The sequence below is a fragment of the Sodalis sp. RH16 genome, from assembly GCF_047324245.1.
In the GTDB taxonomy this organism is placed as follows: domain Bacteria; phylum Pseudomonadota; class Gammaproteobacteria; order Enterobacterales; family Enterobacteriaceae; genus Acerihabitans; species Acerihabitans ligni.
Genome location: NZ_CP178737.1, coordinates 1,846,879 through 1,863,321, shown reverse-complemented (window position 1 = coordinate 1,863,321; position 16,443 = coordinate 1,846,879). Strand labels below are relative to the sequence as shown.

Sequence of the window (16,443 nt, the reverse complement as noted above, 5' to 3'; positions counted from 1 at the left end):
GACCTCCGTTTAACACGCCGCTACAGGCTCCGGTGTTGGCGGGCCTAGCGCGCTGTGGGGCGCTCTGGCGGGCAGGAAAACCATGCCCGCTTCGACTCCATCAGCACGCTCTCCCTTTAACACGCCCACTTCAGCATCGGTGATCGCGGGCTTGCCATGCCGCCTCCTCCCCCCGGCTCCCCCCTGTTTGCGTTCGGGGGAGAGGAGGGCGGGCCGGTGGATATATGGCAAAGTAGGTTGTTTTAGGCATCAGAAAGAGGGTTATGTATGTTGCAGGCCTGGCATCTTCCGGTGGCGCCCTTTATGCAAAAGCGTAACCGGCATCTCATCCTCTCTTTGTGGCTGGCGGGAGATGAACTGCCGGATGCCGCGCTGCTGCGTTATGAGCAGGACAATGAAGAGTGGCTGCTCCCTATGCAGCTTCTGCCGGAGCAGTCCGGCCTGGGGTGCCGGCGGTACCGTACCGAGATTCCACTGGACACCGGGCAGCCGCGCCGGCGTTACTGTTTTAAATTGCTCTGGCAAGAGAGCCAGCGCTGGTTCACGCCGTTGGGCTGGAGCGCCGCGCCGCCCGGACAGATGGCGCAATTTGCCGTTGATCTGCCCGATAACGGTCCGCAATGGGTGGCGGATCAGGTGTTCTACCAGATTTTCACCGACCGCTTCGCCGCCGGCGCCGATCTCAATGGCGCCTATGGGCGGGGTATATCGTCCGACAGCCGCCATCCTCTGCCGGCCGAGCCGGGAGCGGCCCGCCAAGCCGCGGCGGCAGCCGATAACCATGGCCACATCCTGCCGGTAACGGCAGCGTCAAATCGCGATCCCCACCAGGCCGCAGCGGCAGCAGGTAATCGCGGCCCCGGCCAGGCAACAGCGGAGATGGATAACGATTTTCTGCCGGGTGAACCGTCGGCGGGGTGCGCTCAGGGCTGGGGGCAAAACTTTGAAGAAGATGGCAGCGCCGGCACCTTTTTCGGCGGCGATCTGCACGGCGTGGTGGCAAAGCTGCCTTGGCTGACTCGGCTGGGCGTGACCGCCCTGTATTTTAACCCGATATTTTCCGCCCCCAGCGTGCATAAGTACGATACCAAGGATTACCGCCATGTGGATGAACGGTTTGGCGGCGATCAGGCGCTGCTGCGGCTGCGCAAGGCCACTCAACGGCTTAGGATGCGCCTGATCCTGGACGGCGTATTCAACCATACCGGCGAGACCCATCCGTGGTTTGATCGTGACGACGCGGGAGGAAACGGCGCCTGTCATCACCCCGATTCACTCCACCGGCAATGGTACAGCTTCACTCCTGAAGGCGAGGCGCTGGACTGGAAAGGCCATGCCAGCCTGCCGAAGCTCGATTATGCCTCTTCCGCGCTGGTGCATGAAATCTACAGCGGCAAGGACAGCGTGGTGCGCCACTGGCTGCGCCCTCCGTGGCAAATAGACGGCTGGCGGCTGGACGTGGCGCATATGTTGGGAGAATCCGGCGGCGCGAAAAACAATTTGCATCACATCAACGGCATCACCCGGGCGGCAAAATCGGTGAACCCTCAGTCCTTTATAGTGGGAGAGCATTTTGGCGACGCCCGCCCCTGGCTTCAGGCGGATGCGGAAGACGCGGCGATGAACTATCGCGGATTCACCCTGCCGGTATGGGCCTTTCTGGCCGGGAAAGATATCGCCGGCCATCCTATCTCGCTGACGGCGCAGGAGTGCGCCCGGTGGCTGGAGGAGTACCGCGCCGGATTGTCCCATCAGCAGCAGCTGCGCATGTTCAATCAGTTGGACAGTCACGATACCCCGCGCTTTATCACGGTGCTCGGCAGCCATGGCCGCCGTCTGGCGCTTGGGGTGGTCTGGCTGTTCTGCTGGCCGGGGGCGCCCTGTATCTATTACGGCGATGAGGTGGGATTGGACGGCGGCAACGATCCGTTTTGCCGTAAACCCTTCCCCTGGCATGAGGCGGATCAGGACCAGGCGCTGCTGGGACTGTACCGCCGCCTGGCCTGGTTACGGCACGACAGCCCGGCGCTGCGTTACGGCGGCTGCCAGGTAGTGATTGCCCGGGAAGGCCTGCTGGTGTTCGTGCGGGTCTATCAGCAGGAACGGATCCTGGTGGCATTGCAGCGCGGCGAGGGGGGGCAGGCGACGCTGCCCTGGTCTCCGCTGCTGTCCGGCGTGGCGTGGCAACGGCTTGAGGGGGAGGGGATCCAGACCAGCGACGGGCTGGTGCTGCCGGAAGACAGCGTCACCCTGTGGCGGGGCAAGGCGGGGCAAAGGCTCCGCCTGGCCGCAGACCTTGCTTAGCCGCACGTAAGCCGTATGGCAGTGGCGCTCCCGCTGCGCGTTACTCGCACAACGAAGGCAGGCGTCGCGGAAAGGATAACGGCGGCCTGCCGGCGGACACATCACTCCGGCGGGAGCGTTTCCTCCTGCTCTTCCGGCAGCGCGGGCGGCTGCCCCATGGGCAGTTGAATATAAAAGCAGGCGCCCCCTTCCGGCCGGTTGCCGGCGCGAATATGTCCGCCGTGCATTTCAACGATGGCTTTGCAGATGGCCAGGCCCAATCCCACGCCGGGCACCGCAGATTCCTTGGTGCCGCGGGCGAATTTTTCGAAAATGGCGGTTTCCTGCCCTTCCGGAATACCGCGGCCGCTGTCCCAGACTTCGATTTCCAGCCGATCCTGGCGCTGTTCGGCCCGGATACCCAGTTGGGCGTGCTCGCCGGCGTATTTTAGGGCATTCTCCAGCAGGTTGTTGAATACCCGTTCCAGCAATGGGCCGTCGGCGTTAATCAACAGCAGATGGTCCGGCAGATCGAGCTGGACCTGGCGGCCGTTCAGCAACGGCTCCATGATTTTCAGCGTGCCGCCCACCACCTCTTCCAGCGCCACCCACTCCGCCCGCAGATTGATACCCCCCGACTGAATTCGCGCCATATCCAGCAGATTGTTCACCAGACGAATGGTGCTGAGGGTCTGCTGGCGAATCTGGCTGGCCTGCGGCGCGTACTTCGAGCCTTCCGCCGCCAAATCCAGCGTCAGGATTTCCGACTGGCCGAACAGCACCGTCAGCGGCGTGCGCAAATCATGGGACAGGGCCGCCAGCAGGGAATTGCGCAGCTCTTCCCGTTCGGCGGACAGCCGGGCGCGCTCTTCGCGCCGGGTGAGTTCCATGCGCTCCAGCGCCCCGGCCAGCAGTACGGTGAAGGTTTCCAGCATGCGCTGCTGCTCGGGGATCATCAGCTGGCGCAGATTCGCCGGCTCAATCACCAACAGGCCGAGAACGTTGCCGGTGGTCTTGAGCGGCAACATCTGCCAGGGAACCCCCGGCAGCGTATCCGTACCGGCGCCGGCGGGCAGGCCCCGGTCAAAACTCCAGCGGGCGATGGCGCGGTCGGGAATCGAGGTAAGGTTGGTTTCACCCACCCGGCCGAGATCGCCGTTTTCCCGAGGCAATAACAGCTCGCTGCGCGCCTGCAGGGTGATATTGATAATGCGCTGGCAGGTGGCGACGATATCGTTCACGTCCCGGGCGCTGCTCAACGCGCGGGACATTTCATAAAGATGCCGGGCCCGCTGTTCACGGTAGCGCGCCACCCGTGCCTGATAACGGACCCCCGCCGTCAGATTGCCGATGATGATGCCCACCGCCAGCATCACGCCGAACGTCACCAGATACTGCACGTCCGACACCGCCATGGTGCCGGTAGGCGCGACAAACACCATGTCGAAAACCACGATGTTCAGCACCGTCGCCACCACCGAAGGCCAGCGGCCGTAACGCAGGGCGACGATCACCACCCCCAGCAGATAAATCATTACCAGGTTAACGGCATCCACGCCGGGCAACAGCCATTTGCCGCCGAGGGTAATCAGCGCGCAGAGCAGCATCGCCGCGACGCAGCCCCGCAGCTGCACCCGCCATTTATCGATAAACGACCGGTTATCCTGCAGCGGGCCGGGAGCGGCTTCCACCCGCTCATCCAGGGCCACGATCACCAGATCAAGGTCCAGGCCGAGCCGCCCCAGCCGATCGGCAAAACTGTCCCGCCGCCAGCGCCGCGCCGGACGCCGGCCGATGATGATTTTACCGAGATTGTGCTCCCGGGCGTAGCGCAGCACCGCCCTGACTTCATCAGGGTCCGACAGGGTGGACGTTTCCGCCCCCAGGTCCTGGGCCAGCCGCAGGGTACGCAAAATAGCGCGGCGGCGCGGTTCGGCCAGGCGGTGCGATACCGGCGTTTCCACATACACGGCATGCCAGACGCTGCCGAGCTTGGCCGCCAGCCGGGCGGCGGTGCGCACCAGTTTCTCGCTGCCGGCGTTATTGCCGATGCACAGCAGAATGGCATCCCGGGTATGCCAGACTTTTTCCCGGCCCTGGACGTCCCGCCAGGCGCGCATTTGTAAGTCCACCCGATCGGCGGTGCGGCGCAACGCCAGTTCCCGCAAAGCGAACAGATTGCCTTTACGGAAAAAGTTCTCAATGGCCCGTTCGGCGCGATCGCCGATATACACTTTGCCCTCTTTCAGCCGTTGCAGCAGATCATCGGGGGGCAGATCCACCAGCACCACTTCATCGGCGGAGTCGAAAAAGGGATCCGGCACGGTTTCGCGCACCCGGATGCCGGTCACGCCGCTGACGATATCGTTCAGGCTCTCCAGATGCTGGACATTCACCGTGGTGATGACATCGATACCGGCATTAAGCAGTTCGTCAACGTCCTGCCAGCGCTTCGGATGGCGGGAGCCGCGGGCATTGGTGTGCGCCAGCTCATCCATCAGGATGACCGCCGGCCTGCGGGCCAGCGCCGCATCCAGATCGAACTCCTGATGCCGGTGCCGGCCTGCGGCCCGTCTGGGCAGGACCGCAAGTCCTTCCAGCTGCGCCGCGGTTTCCGCCCGGCCGTGGGTTTCCACCACCCCCACCAGCACATCCAGCCCCTGAGCGCGCAGACGGCGCGCCTCCTGCAGCATCGCCCAGGTTTTGCCCACCCCGGCGCAGGCGCCGAAATAGACTTTGAGCTTGCCGCGGCGCGGATTCCCGGCTTGCACTAACAGCGCATCGGGATCGGGACGCTGTTGCTCCTCGTTCATACAGGCTCCTTGCCGGCTGGTGGAAACAGGACGGCGCAGCGTTTACCAACAAGACCGCCCACGCACCCGCGCGGACGGTCGGCTTTTCTCTCGCTCCGCCTTATTAAGGCCGCGGCACGGAATCCAAGGCGATATTCAGCTCCAGCACATTCACCGCCGGGTCGCCGAGAAAATAAAGCGGCGGACGAGAGGTGTTTTCCTCAATCAGCCGCTGCACCGTTTCCAGGGGCAGCCGGCGCGCCGCCGCTACCCGCTGCGCCTGCCATTGGGCGGCGGCGGGGGAAATTTCCGGGTCCAGCCCGCTGCCGGAAGCGGCAACCAGATCCACCGGTACCGCCGGGGCGGCCAGAGGGTTGGCGGCGCGCAGATCGGCTATACGCTGTTTAAACGCCTTGTCCAGATCCGGATTGCCCGCCGCCAGATTACTGCCGGAGGACGCCAATGCATTATAGGGGGAATCCGACGTGGCGGACGGACGGCCCTGAAAATATTCCGGACGGACAAAGGACTGTCCGATCAGGGTGGAACCGCGTATTTCACCGCCGATATCCAACAGCGAACCCTGGGCTTGGCCGGGGAACCACCACTGCCCCAGCGCGCCGGTGAGCAGCGGATACACGGCGCCGGTCATCAGCGTCAGCAATATCATTAACAGCACGGCCGGACGTAATTGACTCATCATAATTCCTCTTTTTTTAGGCCAGGCCCGCGACGGTCAGCACAATATCGATAAGCTTGATGCCGACGAAAGGCACCAGCAGGCCGCCCAGACCGTAAATCAGCAGATTACGGCGCAGCAGCGCGGCGGCGCTCATGGGGTGGTAACTGATTCCCTTCAGCGCCAGGGGGATCAGGAACACAATCACCAGCGCGTTAAAGATCACCGCCGACAATATTGCCGAACCGGGGGAGTGCAAATGCATCACATTCAGCCGGTTCAGCTCCGGATAGGTCACGGCAAAGGCCGCCGGAATAATGGCGAAATACTTGGCAACGTCGTTGGCGATACTAAAGGTGGTCAGGGAGCCGCGGGTCATCAGCATCTGTTTACCGATATGCACCACTTCCAGCAGTTTGGTGGGATTGGAATCCAGATCCACCATATTGCCCGCCTCCTTGGCCGCCTGGGTGCCGGAGTTCATGGCCACCGCCACATCCGCCTGGGCCAGGGCCGGGGCGTCGTTGGTGCCGTCGCCGGTCATTGCCACCAGCCGCCCTTCGGCCTGGTATTGACGGATGAGCGCCAGCTTGGCTTCCGGCGTGGCTTCCGACAGAAAATCATCCACTCCCGCCTCGGCGGCGATTGCCGCCGCGGTCAGCGGATTGTCGCCGGTAATCATCACGGTCTTGATACCCATGCGGCGCAGTTCGGCGAAACGCTCTTTGATGCCGCCCTTAACGATATCCTTCAGCGCCACCACCCCCATCACCCGGGCATCTTCCGATACCACCAGGGGCGTGCCGCCGCCGCGCGCCACCTCTTCCACCATACGGGTCACTTCAACGGGAAAACGGCCCCCGTTGGATTCGATATGCCGGCGAATGGAATCCACCGCCCCCTTGCGAATCATGCGCTGCTGTAAATTCACCCCGCTCATGCGGGTCTGGGCCGAGAAAGGAATAAAGGTGGCATCCAGACTCTGTATATCGAGCTCCCGAAGATTGTATTTCTGCTTTGCCAGCACCACGATGCTGCGGCCTTCCGGCGTTTCATCCGCCAGGGAGGCCAGCTGCGCGGCGGCGGCCATTTGCTGCTCGCTGACGCCCGCCGCCGGGACGAACCGGGTGGCCTGCCGGTTTCCAAGCGTAATGGTGCCGGTTTTATCCAGCAGCAAAACGTCAATATCCCCCGCCGCTTCGACGGCGCGGCCGCTGGTGGCGATCACATTGGCCCCCAGCATCCGGCTCATGCCTGCCACGCCGATGGCGGACAGCAAACCGCCGATGGTAGTGGGGATCAGGCACACCAATAAGGCCACCAGCACCGTGACGCTCACCGGCTCGCCGCCCCAGGCGGAAAATGGCCACAGCGTGACGGTGGCTAAATATAAAACAATTGTCAGCGATACCAGCAGGATGGTGAGGGCTATCTCATTAGGGGTCTTGCGGCGCTTGGCCCCCTCCACCATGGCAATCATGCGGTCGAGGAAAGTTTCGCCGGGGTTGACGCTGCAGCGAATCACCAGCCAGTCGGATAAAATCCTCGTCCCGCCGGTGACGGAGGCAAAATCACCTCCCGCCTCGCGGATGACCGGCGCGGATTCACCGGTGATGGCGCTTTCGTCCACCGAGGCCCCCCCTTCCAGCACCTCGCCGTCGCAGGGGATAATGTCCCCCGCTTCCGCCAGCACCACGTCCCCTTTGCGCAATGAATCCGCCGCGACTTTGTGTTGTTCGGCGTCATGATGAGGCTGGGAGAGCTTCTTGGCCCAATTGCTTTTTCGCACCCCGCGCAGGCTTTCCGCCTGGGCCTTGCTGCGGCCTTCCGCCAGCGCTTCGGCAAAGTTGGCGAACAGCACGGTAAACCACAGCCAAACGGAGATAGCCGCCGAAAAACCGGCGGACCCGGCCACCAGCCTCGCCGCCATCCCCACGGACAGCAGCGCGGTTAAAATACTGCCTAAATAAACGACAAACATCACCGGATTGCGGAACTGTACCCGCGGGTCCAGCTTTTTAACGGCATCCACCATGGCGACACGCACTAACGCCGCGTCAAACAATGACTTTTGATTACGACTCATGGAAAATTTCTCCGGCGATTAATGACCTAACAATTGCAGATGTTCCGCGATCGGGCCGAGCGCCAGGGCGGGGATAAATGTCAGCGCGCCCACCAGCATCACTGTGCCTACCAGCAGCGAAATAAACAGCACACCGTGCGTCGGCAAGGTTCCGTTGCCCACCGGCTGCACTTTTTTTACCGCCAGCGAACCGGCAATGGCCATCACCGGCACAATGGGCCCATAGCGGCCCAGCAGCATGCACACCGCCAGCAATATGTTCCAGAACGGCGTATTGGTGCTTAGGCCGGCGAAGGCGCTGCCGTTATTATTGGCGGCGGAAGAGACGGCATAGAGCACCTCGCTGAAACCATGGGTACCTGGGTTCGACATTCCGCCGCGGCCGGCGGCGGTCATCATGGCCAAGGCCGTGCCCAACAGGACCAGCGACGGGGTGATAAGGATAGCCAGGGCGGTCATTTTCATTTCCCATACATCGATTTTTTTACCCAGATATTCCGGCGTACGGCCAATCATCAGCCCGGCGATAAACACCGCCAGCAGCACGAACAGCAGCATGCCGTACAGGCCGGAGCCCACGCCGCCGAAAATCACTTCCCCTAGCTGAATCAGCCACATCGGCACCATGCCGCCCAGCGCGGTGAACGAATCGTGCATGGCATTCACCGCCCCGCAGGACGCGGCCGTGGTAATGGTGGCAAACAGGCTGGAATTGAGGATACCGAAGCGGGTTTCTTTGCCCTCCATATTGATGGCGCTGTCGGCGCCGAGGGCCAGCAAATGCGGATTACCGTTCAGTTCGGCCCACATCACCGCCACCGCCGCCACGATAAACATCACCGACATGGCCCACAGCAAGGCGTTTCCCTGGCGCCGGTCGCGAACGGCATCGCCAAAAGCGAAACACAGCGCGGCGGGAATCAGGAAAATGGCGAGCATTTGAATAAAATTGGTCAAGGCATCGGGATTTTCGAACGGGTGAGCGGAGTTCACGTTAAAAAAGCCGCCGCCGTTGGTTCCCAGCATTTTGATGGCTTCCTGCGAAGCCACCGGCCCCATGGGCAGAATTTGCTTCGCGCCTTCAAGGGTGTGTATCGGCAGGTAATCCGCCCAATTCTGCGGTGTGCCCTGGCTGATGAAAATCAGGGCGATAATCAGCGAAATCGGCAACAGTACATAGAGGGTGATACGGTAGATATCCCGCCAGGCGTTGCCCAGCGTCGCCACCGAACGATTGGCGAACCCCCGGATCAGCGCGAAGGCCACGGCGATACCGGTGGCCGCCGACAAAAAGTTCTGTACCGTCAGTCCGGCCATCTGGCTGAAATAACTCATGGTGCTTTCGCCGCCATAGGATTGCCAGTCGGTATTACTGGCAAAACTGATGGCGGTATTGAGCGCCAAATGCCAGGACAGGCCGGGCAGGTGCTGCGGATTCAGCGGCAGTACCCCCTGTAACAGCAACAGAACGAACAGAATCAGGATACCCAAGGCATTAAATAACAGGACGGCCCATAAATAACCGCTCCACCGCATACTGTCGGTGCCGATGCCGCATACGCGCCATATCAGCCGCTCGACCCCGGCGAAACCCGGCGCCGGCCGGTCATTAATCAGTCCCGTCAGTCCCCGGCCCAAAGGACGGGCCAAAATCATCAACACCACCATATACCCGGCGAGCAATAAAAATGCGCTGGCAGCCATCAGAACTCCTCCGCCTTAACCAGGGCGTAAATCAAATAGCCCAGCAATAAAAACACCAGCACAATGCCGGCGAGCAGTGAAAAATTCACAATGCGTCTCCACAGGGGAATTGAGGTAGGATTGAGTGTAATGTTTTGAATGAAAAGGCCGCGTAAAAATAATGGCGCGGCGTGTAAAAATAATATAAAAATGGTCCCTCTTCCCAACACTCTCAATTAATATATCTTTTAATTCAGCCCGCACCGATTTATACAAAAATTTTATACTCTCAAGAGCGATTTTTACGGCTTTTTTATTTCACACCGATTAAATTAAGTATGATGCGTTAATAGGGGGTATTTCTTTACCGGAAATATCTATTTCATCGCCATTGAATATCAGTGGAATGAAAGCGACGGACCCGCTCCCGGTCTACGACGACGTCAGGTCCTTGAGGACGACGACAATGAAAACTCTGCTGATTAATATTCTTATATTAATACCGTGCTTAATGGCAGCCGAGGCCGCACTGGCTATATCGCCGGTGCCGGCACCGGAATTTCCCGATGACACGACTGAACTTTCACCGGAACAACAGGCGCAAATAGGCAAAATCGCCGCCGAATATCTATTGGCGCATCCGGAAATCCTGCTGCAGATAAACAGCAAATTGCAGGCCGGTAAAGCCTTGAGTCAACCGCCCCATTGCGCGCCGGTAAAAAACACCGGCACCCGATAAAATAAACCGGCACGGCCAACCGTTCGCGGCGCCGGCAAAGAACCCGGCATGCGCCGCCTAGCCTCCCGATTGCCCGGCGTGGAGCCGGCTGTTATCCCATACCGGCCCCTCCTGTCTGATATCCGAGACTATCTGACCGGCGTCCAGCTTGATAAGCCGGTCCGCCGAGGGGAAATAGGCATCGTCATGGGTTATCACCAGTACGGTTTTCCCCCGAGCTTTCAGATCGGGCAAAATTTGCCGGTAAAACACCGCCTTAAAGGCGGGGTCCTGATCGGCTGCCCATTCATCGAACAGATAGAAAGGGCGATCTTCGGTCCAGGCCAGCAACAGCGCCAAACGCTTGCGCTGGCCTTGGGACAGGGCGGTGGTCGAAAACCGCCCCTGCCGGATGCTGACCTTGTGCTCCAGCTGCAGCGCCGCCAGCAGCGTTGATATTTGTCCGTCATCGGCGGGACGTTCGCTGCTGACATCATCGAAAAGATAAAAATCGCTGAACACCACCGAGAAACACTGGCGGTAGCGTTCCCAGTCCGCTTCGCCCACAGGCTCGCCATTAAGCAGGATAACGCCCTCCTCCGGGGGATAAAGTCCCACCAGCAGTTTGGCCAAGGTGGTTTTGCCGCTGCCGTTGCCGCCGATGACAAACGTCAGTTCGCCGGGCCGTAAGGTCAGGGTTATGGGGCCGAGCAGGAAAGAGGCGTTATCCAGTTCACGCCGGTAATGGTGGGTAACGCCGCAAAGGGAAAGGCTTTTCAACGCCGGCATCGGCGCGGCGCGCTGGAGGGGCTCTGCCGGCAATTGCCGCCGCACGTCCTGGATACGCGCCAGCGCCACTCGCGCGGTGGCGATGTTCGGCAGGGCGGACAGCAGCCCTTCGATGGGGATAATCATATACAGAAAAACCATCGCATAGCCGGTTATAACCGGATGGCTAAGGGGGAGCCAGCGTCCGAGCAAGAACAGCACGCCGCCGATAAAGGCAAAAAACAGGAAGCTGCCCCAGCTGGTGGCCATGCCATACAGCACATAACCGCGGGTGCGTTCTGCGCGCACCGCTTCGATATTTGTCGCCACTTCGTTATTGATAAACCGCCGGCGGCGGACGGGGTTGAGCTTGAGCTCTTTCACGCCATCAAACAGCGCGCGAAACAGATGCAGCAGCGTATCCTCGCGCCGCCGGGAACTGCGTAGCAGCGTCAGCGCCCGGCCATGAATCAGCCAGAAGCCCAGCGAACCCAACGTGATGGTCACCAGGGCGCACAGCAATACCGGCCAGGAGAGCAGACCGAGGTAGCACAGGCAGCCGGCGATCACCGCCCCATACATCACCAGGTTGGGCAGGCCGACAAAAAACACCACGATAGTATCCAAATCCTGCGTCAGCACCGCCATCGCCCGCGACATGCCCAGGCTCTCGACGCTTTGCAGGCCGGCGTCGCCGATACAGGCCACCACCTCGTTGCGCAGCCGGGCTTTGGCGCGCTGGCCAAGATACATAAATACCGTTTCGGACAGCACGCGGGTGATAAGCATCAGCAGGGTCAGCGCGATAAAGGTCCGTCCCAGCAACGCCAATCCAGCCGCCTCGACGGTGAGGGTTTTGTTGATCAGGGCTATGAGCGACGCATTGCTGAATCCACTCACCACGCTGGCAATCAATGCCAGCAATAATAATCCTCCGGCATCACGGGCCAACTGTAACAAGGTACGCATAACCACACTCCAGACAGCGGCCGGCTTGCATAACAGCGGCTGAATATTAGCTTATAATCCATGTCGGCCATTGTAATTGCCTTGATGGCCGCGTCACCCATTCCCCTGTCCGCTCGGCGGGATTCCCCCAAAAAATACGCCGGAAAGACAGCAACTGTCCGTCCGGCGATGTTCCGGCCAGCAATGCCCCAACCGACAAAACCCTCAATAATCGACGCTCACTGCCAGCATGACATTGCGCGGCTCGCCACGTTCGCTGAAAGATGGCTATGCAAGCCGAATCCGTCATTGACGATAGGTTGCCAGCGCGTCTGTATAATACGAGGCATGAGCCATTGGATTTACCCTCCGTGGGCATGTCTTAGCCGGACGTCGGCAGAATATGACGGTAAACCCGAAAAGTTTCCAAATGGTTGGGCCGTAGACCCTGAGTACATCGTAATGGAGCAGTTTGAGCTGCTTAAAAAAGGACTGGCGTCAGATAATCTCCTATCTCCAAGTCAATCTCTTACCTTAACCGTGATTAAACATGGAACCTTAAAAGGAACGAACATGCCAATTCCTGTGTATTTATGGCTTAAAGATGATGGCGGCGCCGATATTAAAGGAACCGTAGACGTCGATGGACGGCAAGGAAGTATTGAGGTTATCGGCTTTGCACACGGAGTTAATCTCCCTGTTGACCCCGCCACGGGTAAAATCACCGGCAAACGCTACCATGCTCCGATTGCCTTTGAAAAAGAGTTCGATTCATCGAGTCCTTATCTCTATAAAGCCGTATCGAAGGGGCAGACGCTCAAATCTGCTGAATTCCGGTGGTACCGCATAAACGATGCCGGCCAGGAAGAAGAATATTTTAATATGAAACTTGAGGGGGTGAAGGTCGTCTCTGTGAATCCGGGAATGCCGAATGCAAAGATGGCCGGATTGTCAGCAGTAAACCATATGGAGTCTGTGGCTCTGATGTATGAAAAGATTACTTGGAAATACTGTGAAGGAAACATCCAGTTTACTGATAGCTGGGAAGACCGTTAATAAAGTAGACCGGGCAACCTCTGGATCTTTTTAGTATGTCTGACACGGCGTGTTAGCTCCTTATGGGGGACTGCCCTTTGATTTTAAGGGTCAAGAAGCGACGTGGAGGAAGGAGGAATTAACTTCGCCTTCTAATCGATAACCGACATCTTAATAAGTTTTTCTGCCAGCCGGATGACCATCTGGTAGACAATAATGGTAAAGATGGGGCAGGTAATCAGTAATGCCAGTCCCACAAAGCCTTCTACATCCAGTTCACCAAAGTAATCGGCCATCTTATTCCAAAAAGAGTACTCTGCGTCGGTCACTGGCGTGGAGGGCCGCAGCAATAGGAAAGTCAGCAAAAAAATGAATATAAATATCATTAATCTAAAGCCCGTTGGAACACGTCGCGCTTCCATTCAGTATTACCTCAATCATCCCATAAGACCTTAAACCGTTAGATAACTTAACCTGCTGAGTCGAAAGCAAAGCCTGGCGAATCGCGAGGAAATCTGAGCGATGCAGCAAGGTAATGCAGCCCAGCGATATTCCCATCGGACCCGGGGGATGTAACCGGAAGTTTCCGCGTTTAACGCCATTTATCCATGTATGATCATTTATGCTTCCTTCATCCCGATATAGAGCAAACCACTCTGCTTTGATAACGGGTGTTGGCGTAACCCATGAATAGGCATCATGCAGGTCAGTACGGAGTACACCTTTCCAGCCGCCGGTGGGACGGTCAACAATATGATAGCGTCCCTGTGGTATTGGACCTAGGCCAGGAATCCCGACGCAACCTGCACGGTTGCGGTACTGATCTTTCCCGGAGTAGGCCAGAAAGGTACCTATGCCAGGGATAATGAATGGGCAAAAATATGCATCGTTTATTATGAATTTCCCGTGCAAAGGCATAATTTAGCGGCTCATCTCCATAAAAATATTAAATATCAATATATTACTAATAATTTTCTATTGGGATTTTCGCGGTGACAACGTTATTTAGGCATGTCACCCTTCAAACAGCCTTACATAGTATATTTACCGTTTACCCAACGGAGCTCAAACAGGTGTTCGTCTCAATGGGTCATCGAATGCTCAGGGGAAAGCCAAGTTTTGCTTTATCAACGGAACTGGCCGTCAAGGCGAAACCCTCAATAATCGACGCTCACTGTCAGCATGACATTGCGCGGCTCGCCACGTTCGCTGAAGTAGCTGGACGGTACGCGGGCGTAATAGTCGCGATCAAATACATTATTCAACGTCAGGCTGGCATCTAAATGTTTGTTGAAGCGGTACCCGGCCTGAAGATCAACCAAAGCATATCCCCCTTGCTGCCATGCATCGCGATCGGTCTCGCTTTGCGCCCGTACGCCGCCGCCGACGCGAAAACCATCCAGAGCGCCTCCGCGGAAATGCCAAAGGGTCCAGAGCTTGGCCTGCTGGCGCGGCTCTTCATCATCAAAACGCGCATTTCCGTAGGTGGGGTCGTTGACATAATTGGCGGTCAGCAGCGTATAGCTGGCGTAGATATCCCACTGCGGCAGGATATTACCGTTAAGTTCCAGTTCCAGGCCATCGCTGCGGGCCCGGCCGCCGGCCACGGAGCCCGTGGGATGATCCGGATCGTCAATGGCGCGGTGTTCGTCATTGATGCGGAACAACGCCAGCGAACTTTGCAAACGGTGATCCATGAAATCACCTTTGATGCCGGTTTCGTACTGTTCGCCGGCACGGGGCGGCAATCCTTGTCCGTCCCACGTGGTGGCGGACTGCGGCGAGAAGATCTTGGTATAACTCACATAGGTGGCAATCTGCGGCGTCAAATCCAGCACCAGTCCGGTGTAGGGGACAAATTTGTGGCGCTCGTTATAGCTGGTGGTCCAATCGCCGCTGTCCGGCAGGAAAGGCTGGCTCTTTTGGCTGAACGCCGCCAGACGACCGCCGAGGATCAGATGCAGCGGGTCGGCCAGCTCGATGTTGCCCTGTCCGTAGACTCCCGCCTGCTGAATACGCTGGCGGGTGCCGCTGGTGAAATCAATGTCCGGCCGGGGAATATCATTGGGGGAGAAAATATCGTAATTACCGAGATCGGCAAATCCGCTGCGGCTGCTCTGCTTGTTAAGCTGGTAATTGGCCCCCAGCGTCAGCGTGTGCCGGCGCCCGAAGGCCGACACCGGCCCGGAGAGATTGCTGTCGAGGCCGAACCAGTCGTTGACGATGCGTTGCCGCTGTCCGGTATAATCCGATTCATTGGTCTGCGGGTCCACCCCGCCGCCGGAATAGGCGTAGTCGGATTTGGACAGGATATGCCGGTAAAAGAGCGTAGTCCGGGATTTCCAGTCATTGCTGAAAGTATGTGACAGAACGGCGTTCGCTTCCTGCATGTTGATATCGCTGTAGTTCCAGTCCGGACTATAGTTTCTGGTGGTGCGGCCATGAACCGGGCTGCCATCGGTATACAGGGACGGTCCGTAGTCAAAGCCTCGCAGGGGATTGCTTTGTATTCCACCGGAAAAAGACAGCATCGTCGCGGGGGAGACGTCATATTCCAATGCGCCGTAAGCCATGACGTGCTTGTTCACTTCATTTTCCAGGAAAGTATGCTGATCCTGGCCTACCACCACCGCCCGTCCGCGCAGCGTCCCTTCGTCGTTCATCGGCCCGGTGACATCCAGCTGCTGGCGATAGTCGCCATAGCTGCCGATGCTGGTTTGAGAGCCAAAATGAAAGGTGTCGGCAGGCATTTTACGCACCAGGTTAACGGTGCCGCCGGGCTCGCCGGCGCCATCCATCAGTCCGGACGGACCACGGAACACTTCCACGCGATCGTACATCGCCAGGTCAAACTGCGGCTCATACTGAATGCCGCTGGCCAGGGGTACGCCGTCAAACTCGATGCCGACGTCATATCCCCGCGACTTGAAATACGTGGTGCCGTCGCCGTAGTCCACGGCGGTAATACCGGTACTGTAATTCAGCGCATCGCTTACCGTGGTCATATTCTGGTCGTCCATGCGCTGGCGGGTCACCACCGATACCGAGCTGGGGATATCCTTAGTCGCCACGGGCTGCTTGCCGAATAGCGTAACCGCCCCGGCGGCATAGCTTTGCGTGCCTTCGCTGACGGCGTCCAGCTCATTGCCGGCGGTCACCCGCACCGCCGGCAACGTGACTGAATCGGCCGGCGCCTCTGGAACGCCCTTCGCCGATAGGGTAGCGGCGGGGGCTGTGCCGGCAGCGTCCGCGCTGGCGACGGCGGCGCTGGCAGTCATGGCATGGGTAAAGGTAAGAGCCAAAACCGGCGCCCAGCGGCGAACGGACAGGAGCAAATTCATTGATGAATCCCCTCGGAATCAATAAGTTAAATGATTATGGTTATTTATTAGATCGCCTAATGAACGAAATGATAATCATTTACTTTTAAAAAAACAGCGGTCATAGTGTT

At 58.7% G+C, this 16,443-nt stretch carries 12 protein-coding genes; 3 read left to right on the top strand and 9 right to left on the bottom strand.

Features of this window, described 5'->3' with window-relative positions; genetic code table 11:
- Positions 1–267: 267 nt before the first annotated feature.
- The gene (gene malZ, locus ACL2XJ_RS08470; protein WP_413726219.1) at positions 268–2,304 is read left to right on the top strand and encodes a maltodextrin glucosidase; all 2,037 of its coding nucleotides are present in this window, start codon (positions 268–270) and stop codon (positions 2,302–2,304) included.
- A gap of 101 nt (positions 2,305–2,405) precedes the next feature.
- Here malZ and kdpD read toward each other — a convergent pair whose 3' ends face one another.
- The 5 genes from kdpD to ACL2XJ_RS08445 form a co-directional block, all read right to left on the bottom strand.
- Positions 2,406–5,096, bottom strand: coding sequence for a two-component system sensor histidine kinase KdpD (gene kdpD / locus ACL2XJ_RS08465; protein ID WP_413726218.1), 2,691 nt, complete (start codon positions 5,094–5,096; stop codon positions 2,406–2,408).
- A gap of 103 nt (positions 5,097–5,199) precedes the next feature.
- Positions 5,200–5,775: a potassium-transporting ATPase subunit KdpC gene (gene kdpC / locus ACL2XJ_RS08460; protein ID WP_203524552.1), complete on the bottom strand. Its 576-nt coding sequence runs from the start codon at positions 5,773–5,775 to the stop codon at positions 5,200–5,202.
- A gap of 16 nt (positions 5,776–5,791) precedes the next feature.
- Entirely contained in the window at positions 5,792–7,840 is a 2,049-nt protein-coding gene (kdpB, locus tag ACL2XJ_RS08455; protein WP_132924007.1) for a potassium-transporting ATPase subunit KdpB, read from the bottom strand.
- Between the two features lie 18 nt (positions 7,841–7,858).
- A complete protein-coding gene (gene kdpA, locus ACL2XJ_RS08450; RefSeq protein ID WP_413726217.1) occupies positions 7,859–9,544 on the bottom strand; it encodes a potassium-transporting ATPase subunit KdpA in 1,686 nt (561 codons plus the stop codon).
- The gene (locus tag ACL2XJ_RS08445) at positions 9,544–9,633 is read right to left on the bottom strand and encodes a potassium-transporting ATPase subunit F (protein ID WP_132924009.1); all 90 of its coding nucleotides are present in this window, start codon (positions 9,631–9,633) and stop codon (positions 9,544–9,546) included. Before ACL2XJ_RS08445 ends, kdpA begins: the two co-directional genes overlap by 1 nt.
- A gap of 401 nt (positions 9,634–10,034) precedes the next feature.
- Here ACL2XJ_RS08445 and ACL2XJ_RS08440 point away from each other — a divergent pair, with 401 nt between their 5' ends.
- Complete coding sequence (locus ACL2XJ_RS08440; protein ID WP_413726216.1) at positions 10,035–10,262, top strand: hypothetical protein; 228 nt, start codon at positions 10,035–10,037, stop codon at positions 10,260–10,262.
- 57 nt (positions 10,263–10,319) lie between these two features.
- Here ACL2XJ_RS08440 and ACL2XJ_RS08435 read toward each other — a convergent pair whose 3' ends face one another.
- Complete coding sequence (locus tag ACL2XJ_RS08435) at positions 10,320–11,978, bottom strand: cyclic peptide export ABC transporter (RefSeq protein WP_413726215.1); 1,659 nt, start codon at positions 11,976–11,978, stop codon at positions 10,320–10,322.
- 552 nt (positions 11,979–12,530) lie between these two features.
- Between ACL2XJ_RS08435 and ACL2XJ_RS08430 the strand changes: the two genes are divergently transcribed.
- The gene (locus ACL2XJ_RS08430) at positions 12,531–13,013 is read left to right on the top strand and encodes an Hcp family type VI secretion system effector (protein ID WP_413726869.1); all 483 of its coding nucleotides are present in this window, start codon (positions 12,531–12,533) and stop codon (positions 13,011–13,013) included.
- 131 nt (positions 13,014–13,144) lie between these two features.
- Here ACL2XJ_RS08430 and ACL2XJ_RS08425 read toward each other — a convergent pair whose 3' ends face one another.
- The 3 genes from ACL2XJ_RS08425 to ACL2XJ_RS08415 all read right to left on the bottom strand — a co-directional run bounded on the left by ACL2XJ_RS08425 (position 13,145) and on the right by ACL2XJ_RS08415 (position 16,333).
- Positions 13,145–13,288 carry a hypothetical protein gene (locus tag ACL2XJ_RS08425; protein ID WP_243701489.1) on the bottom strand — a complete coding sequence of 48 codons (144 nt, stop codon included), beginning with the start codon at positions 13,286–13,288 and terminating at the stop codon, positions 13,145–13,147.
- 94 nt (positions 13,289–13,382) lie between these two features.
- Entirely contained in the window at positions 13,383–13,910 is a 528-nt protein-coding gene (locus ACL2XJ_RS08420) for a DUF2778 domain-containing protein (protein WP_413726214.1), read from the bottom strand.
- A gap of 239 nt (positions 13,911–14,149) precedes the next feature.
- Complete coding sequence (locus tag ACL2XJ_RS08415; RefSeq protein WP_413726213.1) at positions 14,150–16,333, bottom strand: TonB-dependent siderophore receptor; 2,184 nt, start codon at positions 16,331–16,333, stop codon at positions 14,150–14,152.
- Positions 16,334–16,443: the final 110 nt, after the last annotated feature.

Bases quoted from the DNA above. Each gene is read 5' to 3' on its own strand.
- ACL2XJ_RS08420 (WP_413726214.1), bottom strand. From the start codon at position 13,910: ATGCCTTTGCACGGGAAATTCATAATAAACGATGCATATTTTTGCCCA.
- kdpC (WP_203524552.1), bottom strand. From the start codon at position 5,775: ATGAGTCAATTACGTCCGGCCGTGCTGTTAATGATATTGCTGACGCTG.
- kdpB (WP_132924007.1), bottom strand. From the start codon at position 7,840: ATGAGTCGTAATCAAAAGTCATTGTTTGACGCGGCGTTAGTGCGTGTC.
- ACL2XJ_RS08425 (WP_243701489.1), bottom strand. From the start codon at position 13,288: ATGGCCGATTACTTTGGTGAACTGGATGTAGAAGGCTTTGTGGGACTG.
- kdpA (WP_413726217.1), bottom strand. From the start codon at position 9,544: ATGGCTGCCAGCGCATTTTTATTGCTCGCCGGGTATATGGTGGTGTTG.
- ACL2XJ_RS08430 (WP_413726869.1), top strand. From the start codon at position 12,531: ATGCCAATTCCTGTGTATTTATGGCTTAAAGATGATGGCGGCGCCGAT.
- kdpD (WP_413726218.1), bottom strand. From the start codon at position 5,096: ATGAACGAGGAGCAACAGCGTCCCGATCCCGATGCGCTGTTAGTGCAA.
- ACL2XJ_RS08440 (WP_413726216.1), top strand. From the start codon at position 10,035: ATGGCAGCCGAGGCCGCACTGGCTATATCGCCGGTGCCGGCACCGGAA.
- malZ (WP_413726219.1), top strand. From the start codon at position 268: ATGTTGCAGGCCTGGCATCTTCCGGTGGCGCCCTTTATGCAAAAGCGT.
- ACL2XJ_RS08435 (WP_413726215.1), bottom strand. From the start codon at position 11,978: ATGCGTACCTTGTTACAGTTGGCCCGTGATGCCGGAGGATTATTATTG.
- ACL2XJ_RS08415 (WP_413726213.1), bottom strand. From the start codon at position 16,333: ATGAATTTGCTCCTGTCCGTTCGCCGCTGGGCGCCGGTTTTGGCTCTT.